Source organism: Rickettsia africae ESF-5, assembly GCF_000023005.1.
Classification (GTDB): domain Bacteria; phylum Pseudomonadota; class Alphaproteobacteria; order Rickettsiales; family Rickettsiaceae; genus Rickettsia; species Rickettsia rickettsii.
Map to the genome: position 1 here is coordinate 75310 of NC_012633.1, position 19608 is coordinate 94917.

The following is a 19608-nucleotide window of genomic DNA, read 5'->3' on the forward strand; positions in this document are numbered from 1 at the left end:
TATAATATGACAAATACAAGATCCAAAATTAAAATTCCAAGATCGCCATATGTAAAAAAATATAATAGTTGGCGAGTAAGGATTTTGTATTCTATTATTATAGGTTACGCAACTTTTTATTTTTGTCGTCAGAATTTTAATATAGCAACTCCTGCTATAAGAGAATATTTTGGGGTTACTAAAACGCAAATTGGCTGGATATTAACTGCTTCATCTATTATGTATGGAGTTAGTAAAGCGTGTAACGGGTTTATTAGCGATAAAGTTAATGCTCGGATATTTATGGTTTTGGGTCTTTTATTTGTCGGGATCATTACTATGCTAATAGGTTTTTCAGATTCTTTATGGCTTATAGGAATTTTATGGATAGCCAGTAACTGGTTTCAATCTATGGGCTGGCCTCCTGCAACAAAGATGCTTACTCACTGGTTCGCTTCAAAAGAACTTGGAACTAAATGGGCTATGGGTGCAACTTCTAATCAAATAGGTGGTGCCCTTGCTATGATAAGCTGCGGTTATTTAATCGATAAATTTGATTGGAGAGCTGCCTTTTTTGTTCCAGGTGTAGTTGCTTGTGTAGTATCGCTTTTTTTATATAATAGGCTTCGTAATTCTCCAAAAGAAGTAGATTTATCTACCGTAGAGGAATATAAAGAATATCCGCTTGAAGCTATAGGAGATTATGAGAAGCTATTAACTCCACAATTACTTAAAATGGTCTTTTGTAATAAGCTAATATGGTATGTTTGTTTAGCAAACATGTTTGTTTATATAATACGTTCCGGAGTAATTTATTGGGCTCCAACATTTTTAAAAGATTTACGTAATATAAGTCTTGCAAATGCAGGCTTACAAATCGGTTTATATGAAATGATAGGTATCCCAGGGGCATTAATAGCAGGTGTTTTATCTGATAAACTATTTCAAGGTCGTCGAGGTCCTGTTGCATCCATATGTATGGTATTGCTTAGCTTATTGTTAGTCTTGTTTTGGAAACTTCCTATTCACAGTGAATTATTAAGTATAGTAATTCTTTCTTTAATAGGCTTTTTTGTTTCAGGACCTCAGCTCCTTGTAGGTATAGCAGCTGCTGATTTTAGTACCCGTCAGGCTGTCGGTACGGCTAATGGATTATCAGGATTATTTGGTTATTTAGGAGCGGCTATTGCGGGAGTCGGCGTAGGATGGATTAGCGATAATTATGGTTGGAATGGGGTATTTATATTTTTCAGTATTTCTGCTCTTTTAGGAGGAGGATTATTTGCTTTAATATGGAATCGTTCAGCTAAAAAATATATTTAATAATTATAATAAATAGGTTACAAAATGACAATACAATATACTTTTTCAATGATTAAGCCTGATGCTATCAAAAGGAATAAAATAGGGCAAGTTAATACTTACTTAGAAAATGCCGGTTTAAAAATAGTGGCTCAGAAAATGAAATTTTTAACTAAATATGAAGCTGCATGTTTTTATGATGAGCATAGAGCAAGACCATTTTTTAATAGCTTAGTTGAATATATTACTTCAGGAGCGGTAGTACTTCAAGTGCTTAAGGGGGAGGATGCTATAACTTTAAACCGTACCGTTATGGGTGCAACTAATCCTGCTGAAGCTGAAGCAGGTACTATTAGAAAAGATTTAGGCGAATCAATTGAGGCTAATAGTATTCATGGTTCAGATAGTGAAAATAGTGCGAAAAGAGAAATCGAATTTTTCTTTAATAAATCTGAAATTATAGAATAATTAATGCTAAAATATGACGTAATAGTTATAGGCGGTGGACATGCAGGCGTAGAAGCAGCCGCTGCTTCTGCGCGTCTTGGAGTTCCTACTCTCTTAATTACGTTAAAACCGGAAAATTTAGGCGAAATGTCTTGCAATCCAGCAATCGGTGGCATTGCAAAAGGCACATTAGTTAAAGAAATCGATGCACTTGATGGGTTAATGGGTTATGTTATAGACCAAGCCGGTATACATTATAAAATGCTGAATGAGACTAGAGGACCAGCAGTTTGGGGACCTAGAGCTCAAGCTGATCGAAAGCTTTATAAAAAAGCAATGTATCAAATATTAACAAATTATCCTAATTTAGATATATTATATGGAAAAGTGGAAGATATAGAAATTAAATCTTCTAAAATTGAAGCGGTTATTTTAAATAACGGTAGCAAAATTCTTTGTCAAAAAATTATATTAACTACAGGTACTTTCCTATCAGGTCTTATTCATATTGGACAAAAAAAAATTCCTGCAGGTAGAGTAGATGAAGAGCCTTCGTATGGATTATCAAATACATTAAAACAAATAGGTTTTAAACTGGCTCGTTTAAAAACAGGTACACCGCCTCGCATTGATGGACGTACTATTGATTATAGTAAAACAATTTTACAACCCGGTGATAAAATTCCTCGTCCTTTTTCTGAATTAACAAATATTGTTAATGTTTCTCAGATAAATTGTTTTATCACAAAAACAACCTCAGAAACTCATGATATTATACGTGAGAATCTTGATAAATCCGCAATGTATTCAGGGCAAATAGAAGGAATAGGACCACGATATTGTCCTTCTATTGAAGATAAAATAGTCAGATTTAGTACAAAATCAGAACATCGTATATTTTTAGAACCTGAAGGGTTAGATGATTATACGATTTATCCAAACGGTATTTCTACTTCTTTGCCTGAAGATGTGCAACATAAATTAATCAAAACAATACCAGGATTAGAAAATGTAAAGGTTTTACGTCCAGGTTATGCTATAGAATATGATTATGTTGATCCACGTGAAATAAGTGTTACGTTAGAGACAAAAAAAATAGCTGGATTGTATTTGGCCGGGCAAATTAACGGTACTACAGGATATGAGGAAGCCGCAGGGCAAGGTATAATAGCCGGTATAAATGCTGCTTTAGCAGTAAAAGATCAAGCACCGTTTATGTTAACAAGAGCAAACAGTTATATTGGAGTAATGATTGACGATTTAACAACATTTGGTACTATAGAACCTTATCGTATGTTTACTTCTCGCTCAGAATATAGATTATCTTTAAGAGCAGATAACTCTGATTTACGTTTAACGGAATTAGGGATGAACATTGGAGTCGTATCAGAAAAACGTAAAAAAATATTCACAAAAAAATGTGAAGACATAGAAAAAATAAAATCATTATTAAATACCTTGTCTTTAACTACTAGTAAACTTGCTAAAATGGGTATACAGGTTGCACAGGATGGTACATATAAAACAGTATTAGACTTATTTAAAATACCTAATTTTAATGTTGAACAAGCTATTAAAATTTTTCCTATGCTTAAAGAAACACAAAATAAGAACATTTTGCAATTACTCTATATTGAAGCAAAATATGCTTCATATTTAACTAGACAACACGCAGATATTAATTTATTTCAAAGTGAAGAGGCGCAGTTCATACCTAAAAATATTGACTATTTTAAAATACCAAGTATATCATTAGAGATACAGGAAAAACTTTCTTCCCATAAACCTACTACTATTGGTGTAGCACGTCGAATTCCAGGGATTACACCTGCAGCAATTACGGCTATTATAATTTATTTAAAAACTAAATATAGTGATGGAAGTTCCACGTGAAATAATTGAAAAGTTAGAAATTTTTCAAAAGTTAGTTAAAAAATGGAATAAATCAATCAATCTTGTATCGGATAATACTATACATAATTTTTGGCAACGTCATATATTAGACTCATTACAATTAATACAATATATTGATAATAAAGAAATACATTTGGTTGATATAGGAAGCGGTTCCGGTTTGCCTGGTATAGTATTATCTATAGCGGGGGTAGCGCAAGTAAGTTTAATAGAAGCTGATTTGCGTAAATGTATATTTTTAGAAAAAGCATCAAAGATATCAAATAATAACATACAAATAATCAATCAAAGAATAGAAAAAGTAGAAATAGATTGTAGTATATTAACTTGTAGGGCTTTCTCTAACTTAAATACAATATTTAATTGCATAAAAAATATTTCAGTACGAGAAAAATTTTTGTTATTAAAAGGAAAAAATTATTTAACTGAAATAGTAGAAGCTAAAGAGAGATGGTTATTTGGTTATTTAATACATCAAAGTATTACTTGTGAAGAAGGGAAAATTCTAGAAGTTAGTAATTTAACAAAAATGATATGAAAGTAATTGCTATTGTTAATCAAAAAGGAGGGGTAGCTAAAACTACAACTACTGTGAATTTAGCTACAGCTTTTGCTGCTGTAAATAAAAAAATTTTAGTTATAGATCTTGATCCTCAAGGGAATAGTAGTACCGGTTTTGGAGTTAGTCAGCAACAACGCAAAAATACTATATACCAAGTATTAACAAATTTAATAGAATTGCAAGATGCAATAATTTCTACAGATATACCAAATTTAGAAATAATTACTTCAAACACTAATCTATCTGCGGCTGAATTAGACTTAACAAAATTAAAGGACCGAGAATATATTTTAATGAAGCTATTGGCAGAAATAAAAATATTATATGATTATATAATTATTGATTGCCCTCCTTCATTAAATTTATTAACGGTAAACGCTTTAGTTGCAAGCGATGAAGTACTGATTCCAATGCAATGTGATTTTTATTCTTTAGAAGGATTAAGTCATTTGTTAAAAACAATTGAAATTGTAGAGAAAAAATTAAATCCTAAGATAAAGATTGCAGGTATATTATTTACAATGTATGATAAGCGTAATCGTTTAACGGAACAAGTAGAAGATGATGTTAGAAAATGCTTAGGAGAATTAGTATTTAAAACCGTTATTCCAAGAAATATTAAACTATCTGAAGCTCCTTCATATGGAAAACCGGCTATTATATATGATTATAAATGTTCGGGAGCAGTTGCATATATAGAACTTACAAAAGAAATCTTAGAAAGATATGGCGAAAAATAAAGGACTAGGAAGAGGATTATCTTCATTACTTGGAGAAGAAGTTATTTCTATAGAATCAGAAATAGTACAAATAATAAATATTGATAAAATAAGACCAAACGAGAATCAGCCTAGAAAAAACTTTGAATATGATAAAATAAAAGAATTAGCAGATTCTATATTGAATAATGGTTTATTACAGCCTATTATTGTTGATAATAATTTCCAAATTATAGCAGGAGAGCGACGCTGGCGTGCATGTAAATTAGCAAAAGTTTTAGAGATACCGGTAATTATAAAAAATTTAGATCCTAGAGAGAGTATGGAAATAGCATTAATTGAGAACATACAAAGAACTGATTTAACAGTGATGGAAGAAGCTCGTGGCTTTAAATATTTAATAGAAAATTTTAATTATACGGCAGAAAAATTAGCTGAAAGGCTTGGTAAAAGTCGTAGTCATATAGCTAATTTATTAAGGCTTAATAATTTGCCGCAGTCTATTCAAGATAAAGTAAATGAAAATATACTAAGTATGGGTCAAGCTCGGTGTTTAATAAATCATGAACATGCAGAAGTAATAGCCGATTATATTATAAATAATGATTTAAATGTACGTCAAACAGAAGAACTAGTAAGGCAATGGTATAAAAATGAGTATACAAAATCCCCAAACAATAATAACAAAATAGGAAAGCGTTTTTTAAAGGACAACGCTACGGATAATGATCTAGAATTATTAGTAAAAGCTTTATCAGAAAAATTTGGTATAAAAATAACAATAGAAAATTATCCATTAGGTGGAAAATTAATATTTCATTATAAAGATTTGGAAGAATTAGACTTGATATTGTTAAAATTAAATTAAAATGCATATGGAAAAATTATCAATAAGCTTGAACGAAAAATTATAAGTATAAAAGTATACACAATCCTCAAGCTGCTAAAATTAAAGTATATATACAGCATTTTATTTCTTAAAATAAATATCTAAACGAGAAACACAATGATAGAAATTACAATGTCTAATTTTGAATTATATGATCATAGAGCAATAAATTCATACAATACAGTAGTAAATATATATATCGGTGTAAAATAATAATATAAGGAAATAAGTAATTTATGTCATATCAATATGTTTATGAAATGGTTGGTTTAAGCAAAATTATAAATGGTAAACGAATTTTAAAAGAAACAAATTTATCATTTTTACCAAAAGCTAAAATCGGTATAATAGGTCCAAATGGAGCAGGCAAATCGACTTTATTAAAAATAATGGCAGGTATTGATAAAGAGTTTGAAGGTAAAGCAACAGCTAAAATTGGTATAAAAGTAGGATATTTACCTCAAGAACCGTATCTTGATGCTAGTAAAAATGTTTTTGATAATATCATAGAAGGTCTTCATGAAAAGAAAAAACTTATTGATGAATTTAATTATATAAGTAACAAATTTGCTGCTGAAATCGCTGATGAAGAAATGCAAAAGCTTTTTGATAAACAAGCAGAATTGCAAGAAAAAATAGACAATTGTGATGGATGGAATCTAGAACGTGAAATAGAGATCGCAATGCTTGCTTTACGTTGCCCACCAAAAGAAGCAGATATTACAAAAATTTCCGGTGGAGAAAAAAGAAGAGTGGCTTTATGTAAATTGCTTTTAGAGAAACCTGATATGTTGTTACTTGATGAACCTACAAATCATTTGGATGCAGAATCAGTTTCTTGGCTTGAGGATTATTTAAAGCATTATGAAGGTACTGTAATAGTAATTACCCATGATCGTTATTTTTTAGATAATGTTACAGAATGGATATTAGAAATAGATCGTGGAAATTGTATACCGTGGGAATCAAATTATAGTTCTTGGCTTGAGCAGAAGCAAAAAAAATTAGCTTTAGAAAGTAAAGAAGACGATGATAGAAAAAAACAATTGAATCGTGAACTTGAATGGATTCGTCAAACTCCAAAAGCTAGACAATCAAAAAATAAAGCACGTATTACAGCATATCAAGAGTTATTAAATAAACAACAAGAACAAAAAACTGATCCTACTCAAATAATTATACCTAACGGACCTCGTTTAGGTGATTTTGTTATTGAAGCAGAACATATAACTAAAAAATTTAATAATAAAATATTATTATCAGATTTTAGTTTTAAAGTTCCACGTGGAGCTATTGTAGGAATTATTGGACCGAATGGAGCAGGTAAGTCTACTTTGTTTAATATTATTACAGGTAAAATAATGCCAGATAGTGGTTCTATTAAAATTGGTCAAACGGTCAAATTAGGTTATGTCGATCAATCACGGGATCATTTAGATGATAATAAGACTATATGGGAAGAAATTTCAGAAGGTCTAGATGAATTACAACTTGGTAATAGAATAATTAAAAGTAGAGCTTATTGTGCAGCTTTTAATTTTAGAGGCGGTGATCAACAAAAAAAAGTTGGACAACTTTCAGGTGGAGAACGTAACAGAGTACATTTGGCAAAATTACTAAAAGAAGGAGCAAATGTTATATTATTAGATGAGCCGTCTAATGATTTAGATATTGATACGTTAAGAGCACTTGAAGATGCTATTTTAGATTTTGCAGGTTGTGTATTAGTGATTAGTCATGATAGATGGTTTTTAGATAGAATAACTACTCATATTATATCATATGATAAAGAAAATAATGCTACATGGTTTGAAGGAAATTATCAAGATTATCATGAATATATGCTAAGTACTAACGGGGAAAGTATTTTAAATCCAAAATATAAACATAAGAAATTAATATAAATATGTCTTTAACACAAATATTATTAATTTTGTTTGTAGGAATATTGGTAACAAAACCGCATGATATTTTTATAATTATTAAAGAATTAAAAAAAATAAAAGCGTATTTAATTAATATTAAGTCATCTATTGTAAAAAATATAGATGAACCGTTAGAAACAGAGCAGGTAAATTTTTATTTAAAAAAAATTATTAACCTAGAAGGTTATTATCATGGTAGTTATGATTTAACGACAATAAAAGAAAAATATTATACACTAATAATTAATAATGACTTAATAGAAAATGAATCAGTACCTGATATAACAGAGAAACACTAATCCGTGCCTCGTTCAATTAATTAAATCTAAGAATTATGCAAAAAGTAGTAAAACTTAACAATATCAAAATAGGAAATGATTTACCGTTTGTTCTAATTACAGGGCCTTGTCAGATTGAAGGAAAAGATCATGCGTTGTTTATGGCAGAAAAACTTGTTAAATTAACTAGCAAGCTTGAGATTCCATTTATTTATAAATCTTCTTTTGATAAAGCTAATAGAACTTCCGTACATGGGATTAGAGGAGTTGGTATTGAGAAAGGTTTAGAAATTTTATCAAAAGTAAAATCTGAATTCGATTGCCCTATTGTTACTGATGTTCATTCAGAGAGTCAATGTACTGAAACAGCCGAAGTAGCAGATATTTTACAAATTCCGGCATTTTTATGTAGACAAACCGACTTGCTTCAAGCTGCAGCAAAAACAGGTAAAATAGTAAAAGTAAAAAAAGGACAGTTTCTAGCTCCGTGGGATATGAAAAATGTACAAACAAAACTAGAAGCTTTTGGAGTAAAGGATATATTATTTACAGAGCGAGGAGCATGTTTTGGCTATAATAACTTGGTATCTGATATGCGTAGTCTTGCAATAATGGCAGAGTTAAATGTACCTGTAGTTTTTGATGCCACACATTCCGTTCAGCAACCGGGCGGGCTAGGAGGCAGTACCGGCGGAGAAAGAAAATATGTAGAGTTACTTGCAAAGGCAGCAACTTCTGTAGGTATCGCCGGTATGTATATGGAAGTACATCAAGACCCCGATAACGCTCCAAGCGATGGTCCATGTATGATGAAGTTGGATAATCTAGAGTCTATTCTTATCAAACTAAAAAAATATGATAAAATTACAAAAGAAAAATAACTTCAAATTTTACCTTTCAAAATATATATAAATATCCCCTATTAATTCAATTTCAAAATAGAAGTAATAATTTTTTACAATATAAAAAAATAGAACTTTCTTATCGTTAGAATTTCACAAATTCGCCTTTAAATCTTTGTTGTAAATTTACTTATTTAGAATTTTTTTAAATAGTATTAATATTAATTTATTCAGCTTATAGATCAAAAATGTTTTTGTTTGTATAAATGCAAATAATTTATAGGTATAATTATTATATGGAATCAAATAAAAGCAGTTGGCAGTACACTGCTTGGTAGTCCTAAACAGAAAAATATAAATGATTTTTTGACGGAGTAAATAATAATATAAAATTAAAACCTTATCAAGTAACCGATAATGTAGAATCTAATAAAGAACAAAAAAAATATTATAAAGAAGCATTAGAATGGCTTGATAAACTTACGGGATCGCAAGCTGAGCATATTATTATATCTATAAATGAAATAAAAGCCAATGCTCATTATTATTTAGGTATGATTTATGAAAATAGTAAATCGGAATTAGATTGGTTTAGAGCAATAAGAGAATATATTAGTACTCTGGAAATTGAGAAAGATTTTAACTTTCTCTATAACCATGATACAATTCCGTACATTTTTAGCAATATTTGTAAAAAAATAGGTGGATTATTTTAAATTTAGGGAGATTCTATAAGGACGAAAATAAAAGCGAAATAGTAATTAAATTGCTTCTTGAAGCAATAAGATATTTCAAGGTAAGTTTAAGTATAGACCCGATAGAAGAGTGTAGTTTTATTTTTAGAGAAATTTTTAACATCCCTAAGAATAAAAAAGAAGTAGAGAAGTATCTATCTTTAAAAAAAGATCTTTATATATATTTAGAAGAATTTTTATTTAAATTAAATTTAATACCGCTAGCTGCTTTTGAATATTTAAAGGCTGCAAGTATAGCTAGCCCTCAGGAAGAACAAAAATTATTGTTAAAAGTTCATAAAGTTTATAGTACGGAGATGGAGGAAAATACTGTTTTTATACGCTCAATGCTTGACAAAGGTAAGATGGAAGATCTGAGTATAGTTACTAAAGAGGCTGACAGAACAAAATTTTTAAGTGATACACAGACTATAATAAATGATTTTGTTTCACTGCCGGAGCTGCAAGCCAAGGAGTGGCCAGAAGTACAACAAAATTAAAATGAGCAATTGACTAATAATCAACAAGAAGTAAACAAATGCCAATTAATACAGGACATAGGCATTGGGTAAATATGAGATAATGATACAAATAAGATAATATTTACTTATAATGATCCTTTGGGCAGATCATTAAATGATCGTCCTGACTTAGTAAAACTTATTACCGAGGTTTGCTCTGATGCAGAAATAATGGATTTAAAAACTCAACAACAAGAAGAAGGAAATACTGAGGACTACGGAGTTTTGTTATGCGATGATTTAATAAGACAATCTCAAGCTGAAACATTAAAACAAAGTTTAATAGCTCTCAACAAGTCCAAGAACAACATGTTTATATTAACATTAGATAGTAATACTTCAGATAACGAAGAAGATAAAGATAATAACGTTAATAGTAATGAAGTAGAGCGTCCTCCTTATGATAATAATGACGAAGTTGAGGTAGGTGGAGAACTATGCAACTTAATAATTAACATTAAAAGTTTGACGTTGCGATGTCATTGCTGCTGTTGCAGGAATGACATCGGCATTCTAATAACAATGTCCACTCGCAATACTTGCATTTACACCGAGAAAGAATTACCGCAGCCGCATTTTGCTTTAGCTTGCGGATTACTAACGTTGAAATATGAACTGCCTAGTTCTTCTATAAAATCAAGAGTGCAATCTAGCATAAATTTTTGAGAGATAGGATCAATAATAATTGTAGCATTATGTTTAGTAATGACATAATCATCTTGCTCTATATTATCTTTTGAGACTAGTTCGTAATTATACATAAGTCCTGAGCAACCGCCGCTATCAACCGAAATTCGCAGTACTAAATTCTTATCTTTTTCTAGCTTTACTAACTCGCAAACCCGTTCAAAAGCTCTATCCGTAATTGTTATCGTCACTTAAAATTACCTTGTAAAAGTCCCATAAATTATATAATATATCTTGATATTTTTCAAGTTGGCTTTGTTGTGTGGATACCCAATCGGCATTGCGAGCAGCCGTAGGCTGCGTGGTAATCTCATGAAATAATAACAAACTCCTGAGATTGCTTCGTCAATTGCTATGCAATTTCCTCGCAATGACGAAAAGTTAGAACCACAACAACGTCTTTCAAAATAAAGGATAACGATGCTTGCTTCATACGCTTCTGATCCTCTTAAAAGTAGGGGAAGATTATATAAGGAAATCCCGACCTCTTATAGAAACGAGTTTGAACGTGATCGTGATCGTATTATACATACTAATGCATTTAGGCGTTTGCAATATAAAACTCAAGTTTTTATTAATCACGAGGGAGATCATTACAGAAATAGGCTAACTCATTCTCTAGAGGTTTCGACTGTTGCACGTTCGGTCGCTAGTACTTTAAATTTATCAAATGATTTAGCTGAGACAATAGCACTTGCTCATGATCTTGGGCATACGCCTTTCGGTCATGCGGGAGAGCGAGCTTTAAATGAATGTATGAGAGAGTATAACGGCTTTTCTCATAATGCTCAATCTTTAAAGATACTAACATTACTTGAAAAAAGATATGCGGCTTATAATGGAGTAAATTTAACATGGGAAGTTTTAGAAGGAATAGTAAAACATAACGGTCCTATACTAGGCGAGATAAATGAATATATAGCAGAGTATAATAAGCAAAATGATTTAGAACTTAGTACCTATGCATCAGCAGAGGCTCAAATAGCAGCTCTTGCCGATGATATTAGCTATATTTCGCATGATTTGGAAGATAGTATCGGTGCTAAAATTATCGATTTTCATAGTCTTGCTGAACTTAAATATATTGATCAACATGTTGTTGAACTCAAGTCAAAATTTAAAAATATTAGTTCCTCATGTCTGATTTATGAGGTAGTACGTAAGCTAATACATGAGTTAATTACCGATTTATTATGGCAAACAAAAGAAAATTTAAATAAAGAAAAAATTACTAACATAGATGAGATACGTAACTTAAATTATCAGATAGTGGATTTTACGGAAAAAACTAATAAAAATATTAAGGAAACTAAGAAGTTTCTTCATGAGCGAGTTTATAAAAGTAATAAAATTACGGCCATCAGCCTTAAATGTACTAAAATCGTACAAGGGCTGTTTAAGGTTTATATGGATGATATTAATTTATTGCCGGTTAATTGGAAAATGCTAATAGACTCTAATGAAACATATAGTAAAGCTAGAGTTGTTGCTGATTATATAGCAGGGATGACTGACCGTTTTGCCATTCAGGAATATAATCAGCTCTGCTCGACTTCCTACATAACTTGCTTCTAAGGGTAATTTGTGCGTCGCTCCGGTACTCGCGCATCCTCACGTACTAAAGTGTACGCTACGGTGCTGCGTTCTGTGTCTCCTACAAATTCCTCCTTATTAGCAAGCGTTTGTAAGAATTCTATTCGCTGAATTTTAATAACATTTAATAATTATGAATATATTTAATCAATTGAAACAAGATATAATTGTGGCAAGCAGGCAATTATATAATAATCAAGAAATAGCAAATACTGCTACTATTGAAATACCGAAAGATAGTTTTAACGGTGATTTATCAAGTAATATTGCAATGATTATTGCAGCTAAAGAAAGTATTGCTCCTCGGGAAGTGGCTTTAAAATTTAAAGAAGTCCTTATAACATTACCTTATATTGCAAGTATAGAAATAGCAGGACCTGGCTTTATTAATTTTACTATAAAAGCTGATAGTTGGCAGGCATCAATAAAGGATATTTTACAGCATGAAGAAAAGTTTTTTGAAATTGATATAGATAAAAGCAAAAATATTAACATCGAGTATGTTTCGGCAAATCCCACCGGTCCAATGCATATAGGGCATGCTAGGGGTGCGATATATGGTGATGTGCTAGCAAGGATTTTGCAAAAGGTAAGTTATTCCGTTACAAAAGAATATTATGTTAATGATGCAGGCTCACAAATAAATGATTTAGTTAGTACGGTATTATTACGTTATAAAGAGGCTTTAGGTGAGCAAATTACTATCCCTGCCGGGTTATATCCGGGAGAGTATTTAATTCCGCTTGGGCAAATTTTAGCGAAAGAATACGGCAATAAATTATTAACGATGAACTATGCTGAAAGGTTCAAAATAATTAAAAGTTTTGCCGTAGAAAAAATGCTTGATTTAAATAGAAAAGATTTAGCAGATTTAGGGATTAAACATGATATATTTTTCTCTGAGCAATCATTGCATGATAAAGGTGAGATAGAGGAAACAGTTAAACTACTGGAGCGTATGGGGCTAATTTATGAAGGTACGTTACCTGCCCCTAAAGGTAAAATTCACGAAGAGTGGGATAATAGAGTTCAAAAATTATTTAAATCTACTAAGTACGGTGATAGTCAAGATCGTCCTATAGAAAAAGCTGATGGAAGTTGGTCTTATTTTGCTTCTGATCTTGCATATGCTAAGGATAAAATAGAGCGGGGAGCGAATCACTTAATTTATGTACTTGGTGCCGATCATAGTGGATATGTTAAAAGAATTGAGGCAATAGTTAAAGCTTTAGGTAAGGAGCAGGTTAAAGTGGACGTTAAAATTTGTCAATTGGTCAATTTCGTTGAAAACGGTGTGCCGGTTAAAATGTCAAAACGTCTTGGGAGCTTTGCTAGTGTGCAAGACGTAAATCATGAGGTGGGGAAAGATATCATAAGATTTATGATGTTAACTAGACAAAATGATAAGCCACTTGATTTTGATTTGGTAAAAGTGAAAGAACAATCAAGAGAAAATCCTATCTTTTATGTACAATATGCACATGTGAGAACGATATCTATTTTATCAAAAGCTAAAGAATTAATGCCTGAATCTTATAATAACTTTGAATCAGGTAAGTATGATTTATCTTTATTATCCTCTGAAGAAGAAATTGAGATTATAAAACTTTTGGCTAGTTGGACAAAAACATTAGAAGCATCTGCAAAATATTTTGAACCGCATCGCATCGCATTTTATTTAATAAATTTAGCCTCAAAATTTCATTCTATGTGGAATTTCGGTAAAGAAAATAGCGATTATAGATTTGTAATTGAGAGCAATAAAGAATTAACTCTAGCACGCCTTGCTCTTGCAAGTGCCATACAGAAAGTTATAGCTAGCGGTCTCGAAGTGATAGGTGTAGAACCAATGAACAAAATGTAGTTAGGTTTTCATCGTCATTGCAAGGAGGTATTGCTCATGTGGATACCGAGTCGTCATTGTGAGCAGCCGTAGGCTGCGTGGCAATCTCATGAAATAATACTCCTGAGAGTGCTTCGTCAAAACTTACAATTTTTCCTCGCAATGACGTTTTTCTATTATCAAATTACTAAATATGATCAATAATATTTTTATTAAAATATTTCTAGTATTTTTAGTATGTATGTCCGCTATTTATTTTGGTTATCAATATTATCAGAATAGTAAGCCGGTAATTACTATTTATCCTGATGAGCTGCCTACAAAAATAAAACCGTCTATAATAGAAAATAACCAAATAGCCGCAGTACATAGTACGATATATGAAAATCTTATTGCTAAAGATACAAATATTAAAACCGTAAAATTGCTTCCTGACCCTGAGAAACCTATGAGTATAGATTCTCGCAACCAAAGTCAAAGCGATGAATCTTTTGATGAAATATCTAATCTTATTGCATTAATAGAGCCAAATAATAACGCCAAAAATGAAACGGATTTAAATATAATAAAGCTTGAAAAAGGAAGTAAAGATAAGGTTAGTAATGCTAAAAATTGTAAAAATAATGAAAGTTATAAAGTACAACTAGGTTCGGTAAAATCTGAAGCAGAAGCAATGAAAGAAGGGGAAAGAATAAAAAAGCAATTCCCGAAAATTCTTAAAAATGTTGTTATCACAACCAAAAAAGTTAAATATGATGACGGCAAATTTTTCTATTTAATCTTAGCCGGTGATTATGGTAGTCTTAGTCAAGCTAAAGCGGTTTGTAAGAAATTAGCTTATAATAAGCAGAGTTGTGTGTTGAAGTGATATTTGTATACTCTTATGTCATTCCTGCGAAAGCAGAAATCCATCATAAAGCGAGATAAATCGAGCTTTTAATTTCAAGAATTTGCTGTGTTTATACTTTTTTTCTGGATTTCTGCTTTCGCAGGAATGACATAGAGAACCACGCAACAACGACTATAAATAAAAACTAAATAACTTATGAAAGAAGCTAAAGTAGAAAATATTGACTTTGGTAATGCATTATCAGAGCGTTATCTTGCTTATGCGTTATCAACAATTATGTCACGTTCGCTTCCTGACGTACGTGACGGACTCAAGCCTGTACATCGTAGGTTATTATACGCAATGCTACAGTTAAGGCTTGAGCCGAATTCCGGCTATAAGAAATGTGCGAGGGTAGTCGGTGACGTAATAGGTAAATACCACCCGCACGGTGATGTGGCAGTGTATGATACCTTGGTACGCCTTGCTCAGCATTTTTCGTTGCGTTATCCTTTAATTGATGGGCAGGGTAATTTCGGCTCTATCGACGGTGATAATGCAGCAGCTATGCGTTATACCGAATCACGTATGACGGACATATGTACGTTATTAATGGAGGACATCGATAAAGATACGGTAGATTTTCGCCCTACTTATGATGGTGCCGATTTAGAACCGGTAATAATGCCGGCAAGTTTTCCGAATTTACTAGCTAATGGTTCTGAAGGGATAGCAGTCGGTATGGCAACCAATATACCGCCGCATAATTTACATGAGCTTTGTGATGCTCTAATACATTTAATCAACCATCCGAAAGCTGAAATTAACGATATAATAAACTTTGTCAAAGGTCCTGATTTTCCGACCGGCGGCATAATTATTGATAAAGCTGAAGTTATTAATGCTGCATATACTACTGGACGCGGTAGTCTTAGAGTAAGAAGCAGATGGGAAAAAGAGGAGCTAAGTTACGGTACATATCAGATAGTCGTAACCGAGATACCTTATCAGGTTCAGAAATCAAAACTTATAGAACAAATAGCAATATTACTAAAGGATAAAAAAATTCCCCTTGTTAGCAATATTAGAGATGAATCAACAGACATTATAAGGTTGGTTATAGAGCCGAGAGATCGGGGATGTGATCCGCAAATAGTTATGGAATCTCTATTCAAACTAACGAATTTAGAAAGCCGCATTCAGTTAAATATGAATGTGATCGGCAGTAATAACGTGCCGAGAGTAATGAATATTTTAGAGATTTTACAAGAGTTTCTATATCATAGACAAAATATTGTTACTCGCAGATCAACTTATCTTTTAAACAAAATCAAGCATCGTTTAGAAATTCTAAAAGGGCTTAGGATAGCTTATCTAAATCTTGATGAGATAATTAAAATTATTCGTGAAGAAGATGCGCCAAAAGCGATAATGATGGAGCGGTTTAAACTAACCGAAATACAAGTAGAAGCGATATTAAATACCCGTCTTCGCTCGCTTCGTAAGCTTGAAGAGCAGGAAATTATTAATGAGCATAGTAATTTGCAGAAGCAACAAGCTATATTAGAAGAAATTCTAAATAATCCTAAAGAACTATGGAAAATAGTTAAAAAAGAAATCAAAACAGTACAAACGAAATTTGGATTAAATACGGTAATAGGAGCAAGGCGTACAAGCTTTGAGGAAGTAACGCTTACGAATCAAGTAGTTGATATAACGGCTTTCATTACTAAAGAGCCGATTACTATTATCTGCTCAAAAATGGGGTGGGTGCGTTCGTTAAAAGGTCATAACACCGATTTATCGACTATCAAATATAAAGAAGGTGATGCAGAAAAATTTATTTTAGAAGCTTACACGACTGATAAAATATTAATAGTTAGTTCAGAAGGCAGATTTTTTACTTTGCTTGCCGATAATATTTCCAAAGGTAAAGGAACAGGGGAATCTATAAAACTACTTGTGGATATAGGTAATAACGATATTACGAATATTTTAGTCTATAAACCTGATCAGCTTTTATTACTTGCAAGTAGTGTAGGTAAGGGGTTTTTAGTTAATTCAAATGAAGTAATGGCTCAAACAAAAACAGGAAAGCAAATTATGAATGTACCGGATGGTCATGTATGTATAGCTTGTTTACCTGTAAACGGTGATAGTATTGCTTGTATCGGTGAAAGTCGTAAATTACTGGTATTTAATATAGATGAAATACCTGAAATGAAAAAAGGGCAAGGTGTAACGCTGCAAAAATTTAAGAATGCTAAGCTTCTAGATATTAAAATATTCAATAAAGAAGACGGCTTAGGTTGGAATAACAATGGAAAAGTAAAACTTGAGAAAAACATTGTTGCATTTTTAGGCAAAAGAGGTAGTACTGGTAAATTACCTCCTATGGGCTTCCCAAAAAATAATAGATTTTCATCATATTAATATAGGAGGGAAAAGATTTTCATTGTCCTCTGATGCTGGTTTTCGATGTTCTGAGTTACATATCTTTAGAGAATTATCCTGTTGCATATTAAAAAACTTCAATGCTGTCTCAAAATCCCTGTATTTAGAAGCGGTTGCATATCTTGTAACTGCTTTTAATCCATTTACAAAGGAATATCCTGAGCTTGTAAATTGAGCATGATTCATAGTGTTACTCCTGTTTAAAATAATAAAAATCATATATCACATGATTACCATATATTGTGGTTGCCAATATATGGTAACCAGAGAAAATCAATATCTAAAAATAAAAAAAGTAAAATATATAATTTTATTTAATCAAAAGGCAGTATAGCATAAATTTTTCAAGGTTTGGGCCGGTACTTGCAAAAGCTAAGCATAATTTGACAAGAATTAGAGCACTGTAAGCTAATAAAATGGTTTAAAGATTTAACAGAAGAGAAAACAAGATTATTACAACGATGGAACTATAAAGTTTATTGATAGTTCAATTAAAAAAAATATAATAATCAAGGCATAAGATTACTCTAAGCCTTGATTATAATAGTGATGGCAATTAATTTGTAAATAATTAAAACTTAAGTTTTGTACCTATAAGGCCAACAGTACCTCGTGTTGTTTTACTAGGTGCTTCAGGGTAATATACAGGTTTACCTTTAGCTTGGAAATGAGAAATTTCAGCATATGGTAATAAACCAGGCATGATCTTATATTCAGTAGCGAGGCTTACAGCATCAACGGTGTTTTTATATCTTGAAGTTTTAAGATATTCAAGACTTGTTTTTATAGGTCCTTGTCCATAAGCAACTGCTCCATTGTAATAATAGGTATCACGACCGACTTTATAATATTCCTTAGCGGTTAAGCTTTTACCTAAATTACCGTAAGAAGCACCACAAGAGAAATTACCGTAAGTAAATACAGCTCCAAGATTATATGCTTTTAAATTAGAAAGTTTATAGGTATTAAGCACTTGAATTGTAGTTCCGTCCATTTTAGCATGAATAAGGCGACGAGCAGGTTTACCGTATTCTCCGGTGACAGATAGTTTTAAGTCTGCATCTTCGCTAATTTCATGTTCATAAGTTAAGCCGACAGAAAAAGCATCCCTAATATTCTGATTAATAGTCATGGTTTCGTTATTCTCTAATTTAACCGTCTTTATTCCAGTTTTAGAAACACTAACTCCGTTTCTGCCTGAGCTTGTAAGCGTTAAATTATTTATATCTCTATTACCGCCTGTATTAGCAGTATCGGGAGTATAAGAAACTCCGGCTTGGAAACCTTTCATTTTAGGCGTGAAAAAATTCAATCTTCTAGCTCTCTCAGCTTTATCATTGATTTGACCAAAAGAATTAGAGTATGACTCAAGATAAAAGCTAGCATTAGTATCAAAATCCGATTTTAAACCATTATATCGCATATATTGACCGTCAAGTAGAGCATATCTAGACCATCCTCCGGTACCTGCAGTTACTTGACTACCGGTAATACGCAACTTAGCGCTTGCATCAGCAGGAGAGCCTAGTTCTACTTTACCGTAACTAGTTTCAATAAATATATGTGATCCATTATAACTTGTAGAGGTTTTTGCTCTTGTAGTAGGTTGAAGCACTATTTTAGCACCTGCTATTACATCATTGATAGTTTTAGCAATAGTGGCCGCAAACGCTGCTTCCGTGTAAAACCCTAGCTTTTTCCTATTATCAGTTACATTTTTATCAAATAAAATTAAATGATCCTGTTTAATATAACCGTTTTCAAATAAATAGAATCCTTCTAATTTTATTTCAGTATCAGAATTAGAAATAACAGGTGTTGGATTTTCTTCGGCAAGACCAGCCGATGCAAGGCAAATAATACTTGCAGCTAATAATAATTTTTTCACTTTAATAAAGCTCCTATAAATTTAAATAAATATTTACTATACAAAGTAAATTTTTAGTATTAATAAATATAAACCAACCATACTATAATATAATAATACTTTTCAGAATTGACAATAAAAAACTATTTTAATTTGTAATAATTTAATTTTAAGTATATAATGTTGTATTATTATCACTTAGTCTCAGACTTATAGTTTTAAA

At 31.6% G+C, this 19608-nt stretch carries 18 protein-coding genes and 2 pseudogenes; 15 read left to right on the forward strand and 5 right to left on the reverse strand.

Features of this window, described 5'->3' with window-relative positions:
* The first annotated feature begins 6 nt into the window (after positions 1-6).
* From RAF_RS00435 to RAF_RS10680, 11 genes and pseudogenes are all read left to right on the forward strand, one after another.
* The gene (locus RAF_RS00435; protein WP_012719353.1) at positions 7-1302 is read left to right on the forward strand and encodes an MFS transporter; all 1296 of its coding nucleotides are present in this window, start codon (positions 7-9) and stop codon (positions 1300-1302) included.
* A gap of 24 nt (positions 1303-1326) precedes the next feature.
* Entirely contained in the window at positions 1327-1749 is a 423-nt protein-coding gene (gene ndk, locus RAF_RS00440; protein ID WP_010976767.1) for a nucleoside-diphosphate kinase, read from the forward strand.
* A 3-nt stretch (positions 1750-1752) separates the two neighbouring features.
* Positions 1753-3621: a tRNA uridine-5-carboxymethylaminomethyl(34) synthesis enzyme MnmG gene (mnmG, locus tag RAF_RS00445; protein ID WP_012719354.1), complete on the forward strand. Its 1869-nt coding sequence runs from the start codon at positions 1753-1755 to the stop codon at positions 3619-3621.
* Complete coding sequence (gene rsmG, locus RAF_RS00450; protein WP_004996817.1) at positions 3605-4180, forward strand: 16S rRNA (guanine(527)-N(7))-methyltransferase RsmG; 576 nt, start codon at positions 3605-3607, stop codon at positions 4178-4180. The genes mnmG and rsmG overlap by 17 nt, the downstream gene beginning before the upstream one ends.
* Complete coding sequence (locus tag RAF_RS00455) at positions 4177-4944, forward strand: ParA family protein (RefSeq protein WP_012719355.1); 768 nt, start codon at positions 4177-4179, stop codon at positions 4942-4944. Before rsmG ends, RAF_RS00455 begins: the two co-directional genes overlap by 4 nt.
* Positions 4931-5791, forward strand: a complete 861-nt coding sequence (locus RAF_RS00460) for a ParB/RepB/Spo0J family partition protein (RefSeq protein WP_012719356.1) — start codon at positions 4931-4933, stop codon at positions 5789-5791. The genes RAF_RS00455 and RAF_RS00460 overlap by 14 nt, the downstream gene beginning before the upstream one ends.
* 257 nt (positions 5792-6048) lie before the next feature.
* The gene (gene ettA, locus RAF_RS00465) at positions 6049-7716 is read left to right on the forward strand and encodes an energy-dependent translational throttle protein EttA (protein ID WP_012719357.1); all 1668 of its coding nucleotides are present in this window, start codon (positions 6049-6051) and stop codon (positions 7714-7716) included.
* Between the two features lie 2 nt (positions 7717-7718).
* Positions 7719-8036, forward strand: coding sequence for a DUF2672 domain-containing protein (locus tag RAF_RS00470; RefSeq protein WP_004996813.1), 318 nt, complete (start codon positions 7719-7721; stop codon positions 8034-8036).
* A gap of 35 nt (positions 8037-8071) precedes the next feature.
* Positions 8072-8896, forward strand: a complete 825-nt coding sequence (gene kdsA / locus RAF_RS00475) for a 3-deoxy-8-phosphooctulonate synthase (RefSeq protein WP_012719358.1) — start codon at positions 8072-8074, stop codon at positions 8894-8896.
* A gap of 727 nt (positions 8897-9623) precedes the next feature.
* A complete protein-coding gene (locus tag RAF_RS09155) occupies positions 9624-10091 on the forward strand; it encodes a hypothetical protein (protein ID WP_012719359.1) in 468 nt (155 codons plus the stop codon).
* Positions 10092-10211: 120 nt separating this feature from the next.
* Positions 10212-10325 (forward strand): annotated as a pseudogene (locus RAF_RS10680) (hypothetical protein); the annotation flags it as partial.
* A 332-nt stretch (positions 10326-10657) separates the two neighbouring features.
* Here RAF_RS10680 and RAF_RS00485 read toward each other — a convergent pair.
* Positions 10658-10990, reverse strand: coding sequence for an iron-sulfur cluster assembly accessory protein (locus RAF_RS00485; RefSeq protein WP_012719360.1), 333 nt, complete (start codon positions 10988-10990; stop codon positions 10658-10660).
* Positions 10968-11126, reverse strand: coding sequence for a multidrug transporter (locus tag RAF_RS07245; RefSeq protein ID WP_083762077.1), 159 nt, complete (start codon positions 11124-11126; stop codon positions 10968-10970). Before RAF_RS07245 ends, RAF_RS00485 begins: the two co-directional genes overlap by 23 nt.
* Positions 11127-11219: 93 nt before the next feature.
* On the opposite strand from RAF_RS07245, the gene RAF_RS00490 reads away from it, so the two are divergent.
* Positions 11220-12374, forward strand: coding sequence for a deoxyguanosinetriphosphate triphosphohydrolase (locus RAF_RS00490; protein WP_010976778.1), 1155 nt, complete (start codon positions 11220-11222; stop codon positions 12372-12374).
* Here the strand turns inward: RAF_RS00490 and RAF_RS07250 are convergent.
* Positions 12360-12511, reverse strand: a pseudogene (locus RAF_RS07250) (palindromic element RPE1 domain-containing protein); the annotation flags it as partial. The gene RAF_RS00490 and the pseudogene RAF_RS07250 overlap by 15 nt on opposite strands.
* A gap of 14 nt (positions 12512-12525) precedes the next feature.
* On the opposite strand from RAF_RS07250, the gene argS reads away from it, so the two are divergent.
* The 3 genes from argS (at position 12526) to parC (ending at position 17497) form a co-directional block, all read left to right on the forward strand.
* Positions 12526-14256, forward strand: coding sequence for an arginine--tRNA ligase (gene argS, locus RAF_RS00495; protein ID WP_012719361.1), 1731 nt, complete (start codon positions 12526-12528; stop codon positions 14254-14256).
* A 172-nt stretch (positions 14257-14428) separates the two neighbouring features.
* Positions 14429-15103 (forward strand): SPOR domain-containing protein, encoded by a 675-nt coding sequence (locus RAF_RS00500; protein WP_010976780.1) that lies wholly within the window; start codon positions 14429-14431, stop codon positions 15101-15103.
* Positions 15104-15280: 177 nt separating this feature from the next.
* Positions 15281-17497 (forward strand): DNA topoisomerase IV subunit A, encoded by a 2217-nt coding sequence (parC, locus tag RAF_RS00505; protein WP_012719363.1) that lies wholly within the window; start codon positions 15281-15283, stop codon positions 17495-17497.
* On the opposite strand, the gene RAF_RS00510 is transcribed toward parC, so the two are convergent.
* Together RAF_RS00510 and RAF_RS00515 are read right to left on the reverse strand one after the other, a co-directional pair.
* Positions 17489-17704, reverse strand: a complete 216-nt coding sequence (locus RAF_RS00510) for a hypothetical protein (protein WP_041471795.1) — start codon at positions 17702-17704, stop codon at positions 17489-17491. The genes parC and RAF_RS00510 overlap by 9 nt on opposite strands.
* Positions 17705-18089: 385 nt before the next feature.
* Positions 18090-19406, reverse strand: a complete 1317-nt coding sequence (locus RAF_RS00515) for a porin (RefSeq protein ID WP_012719365.1) — start codon at positions 19404-19406, stop codon at positions 18090-18092.
* Between the last annotated feature and the right edge of the window lie 202 nt (positions 19407-19608).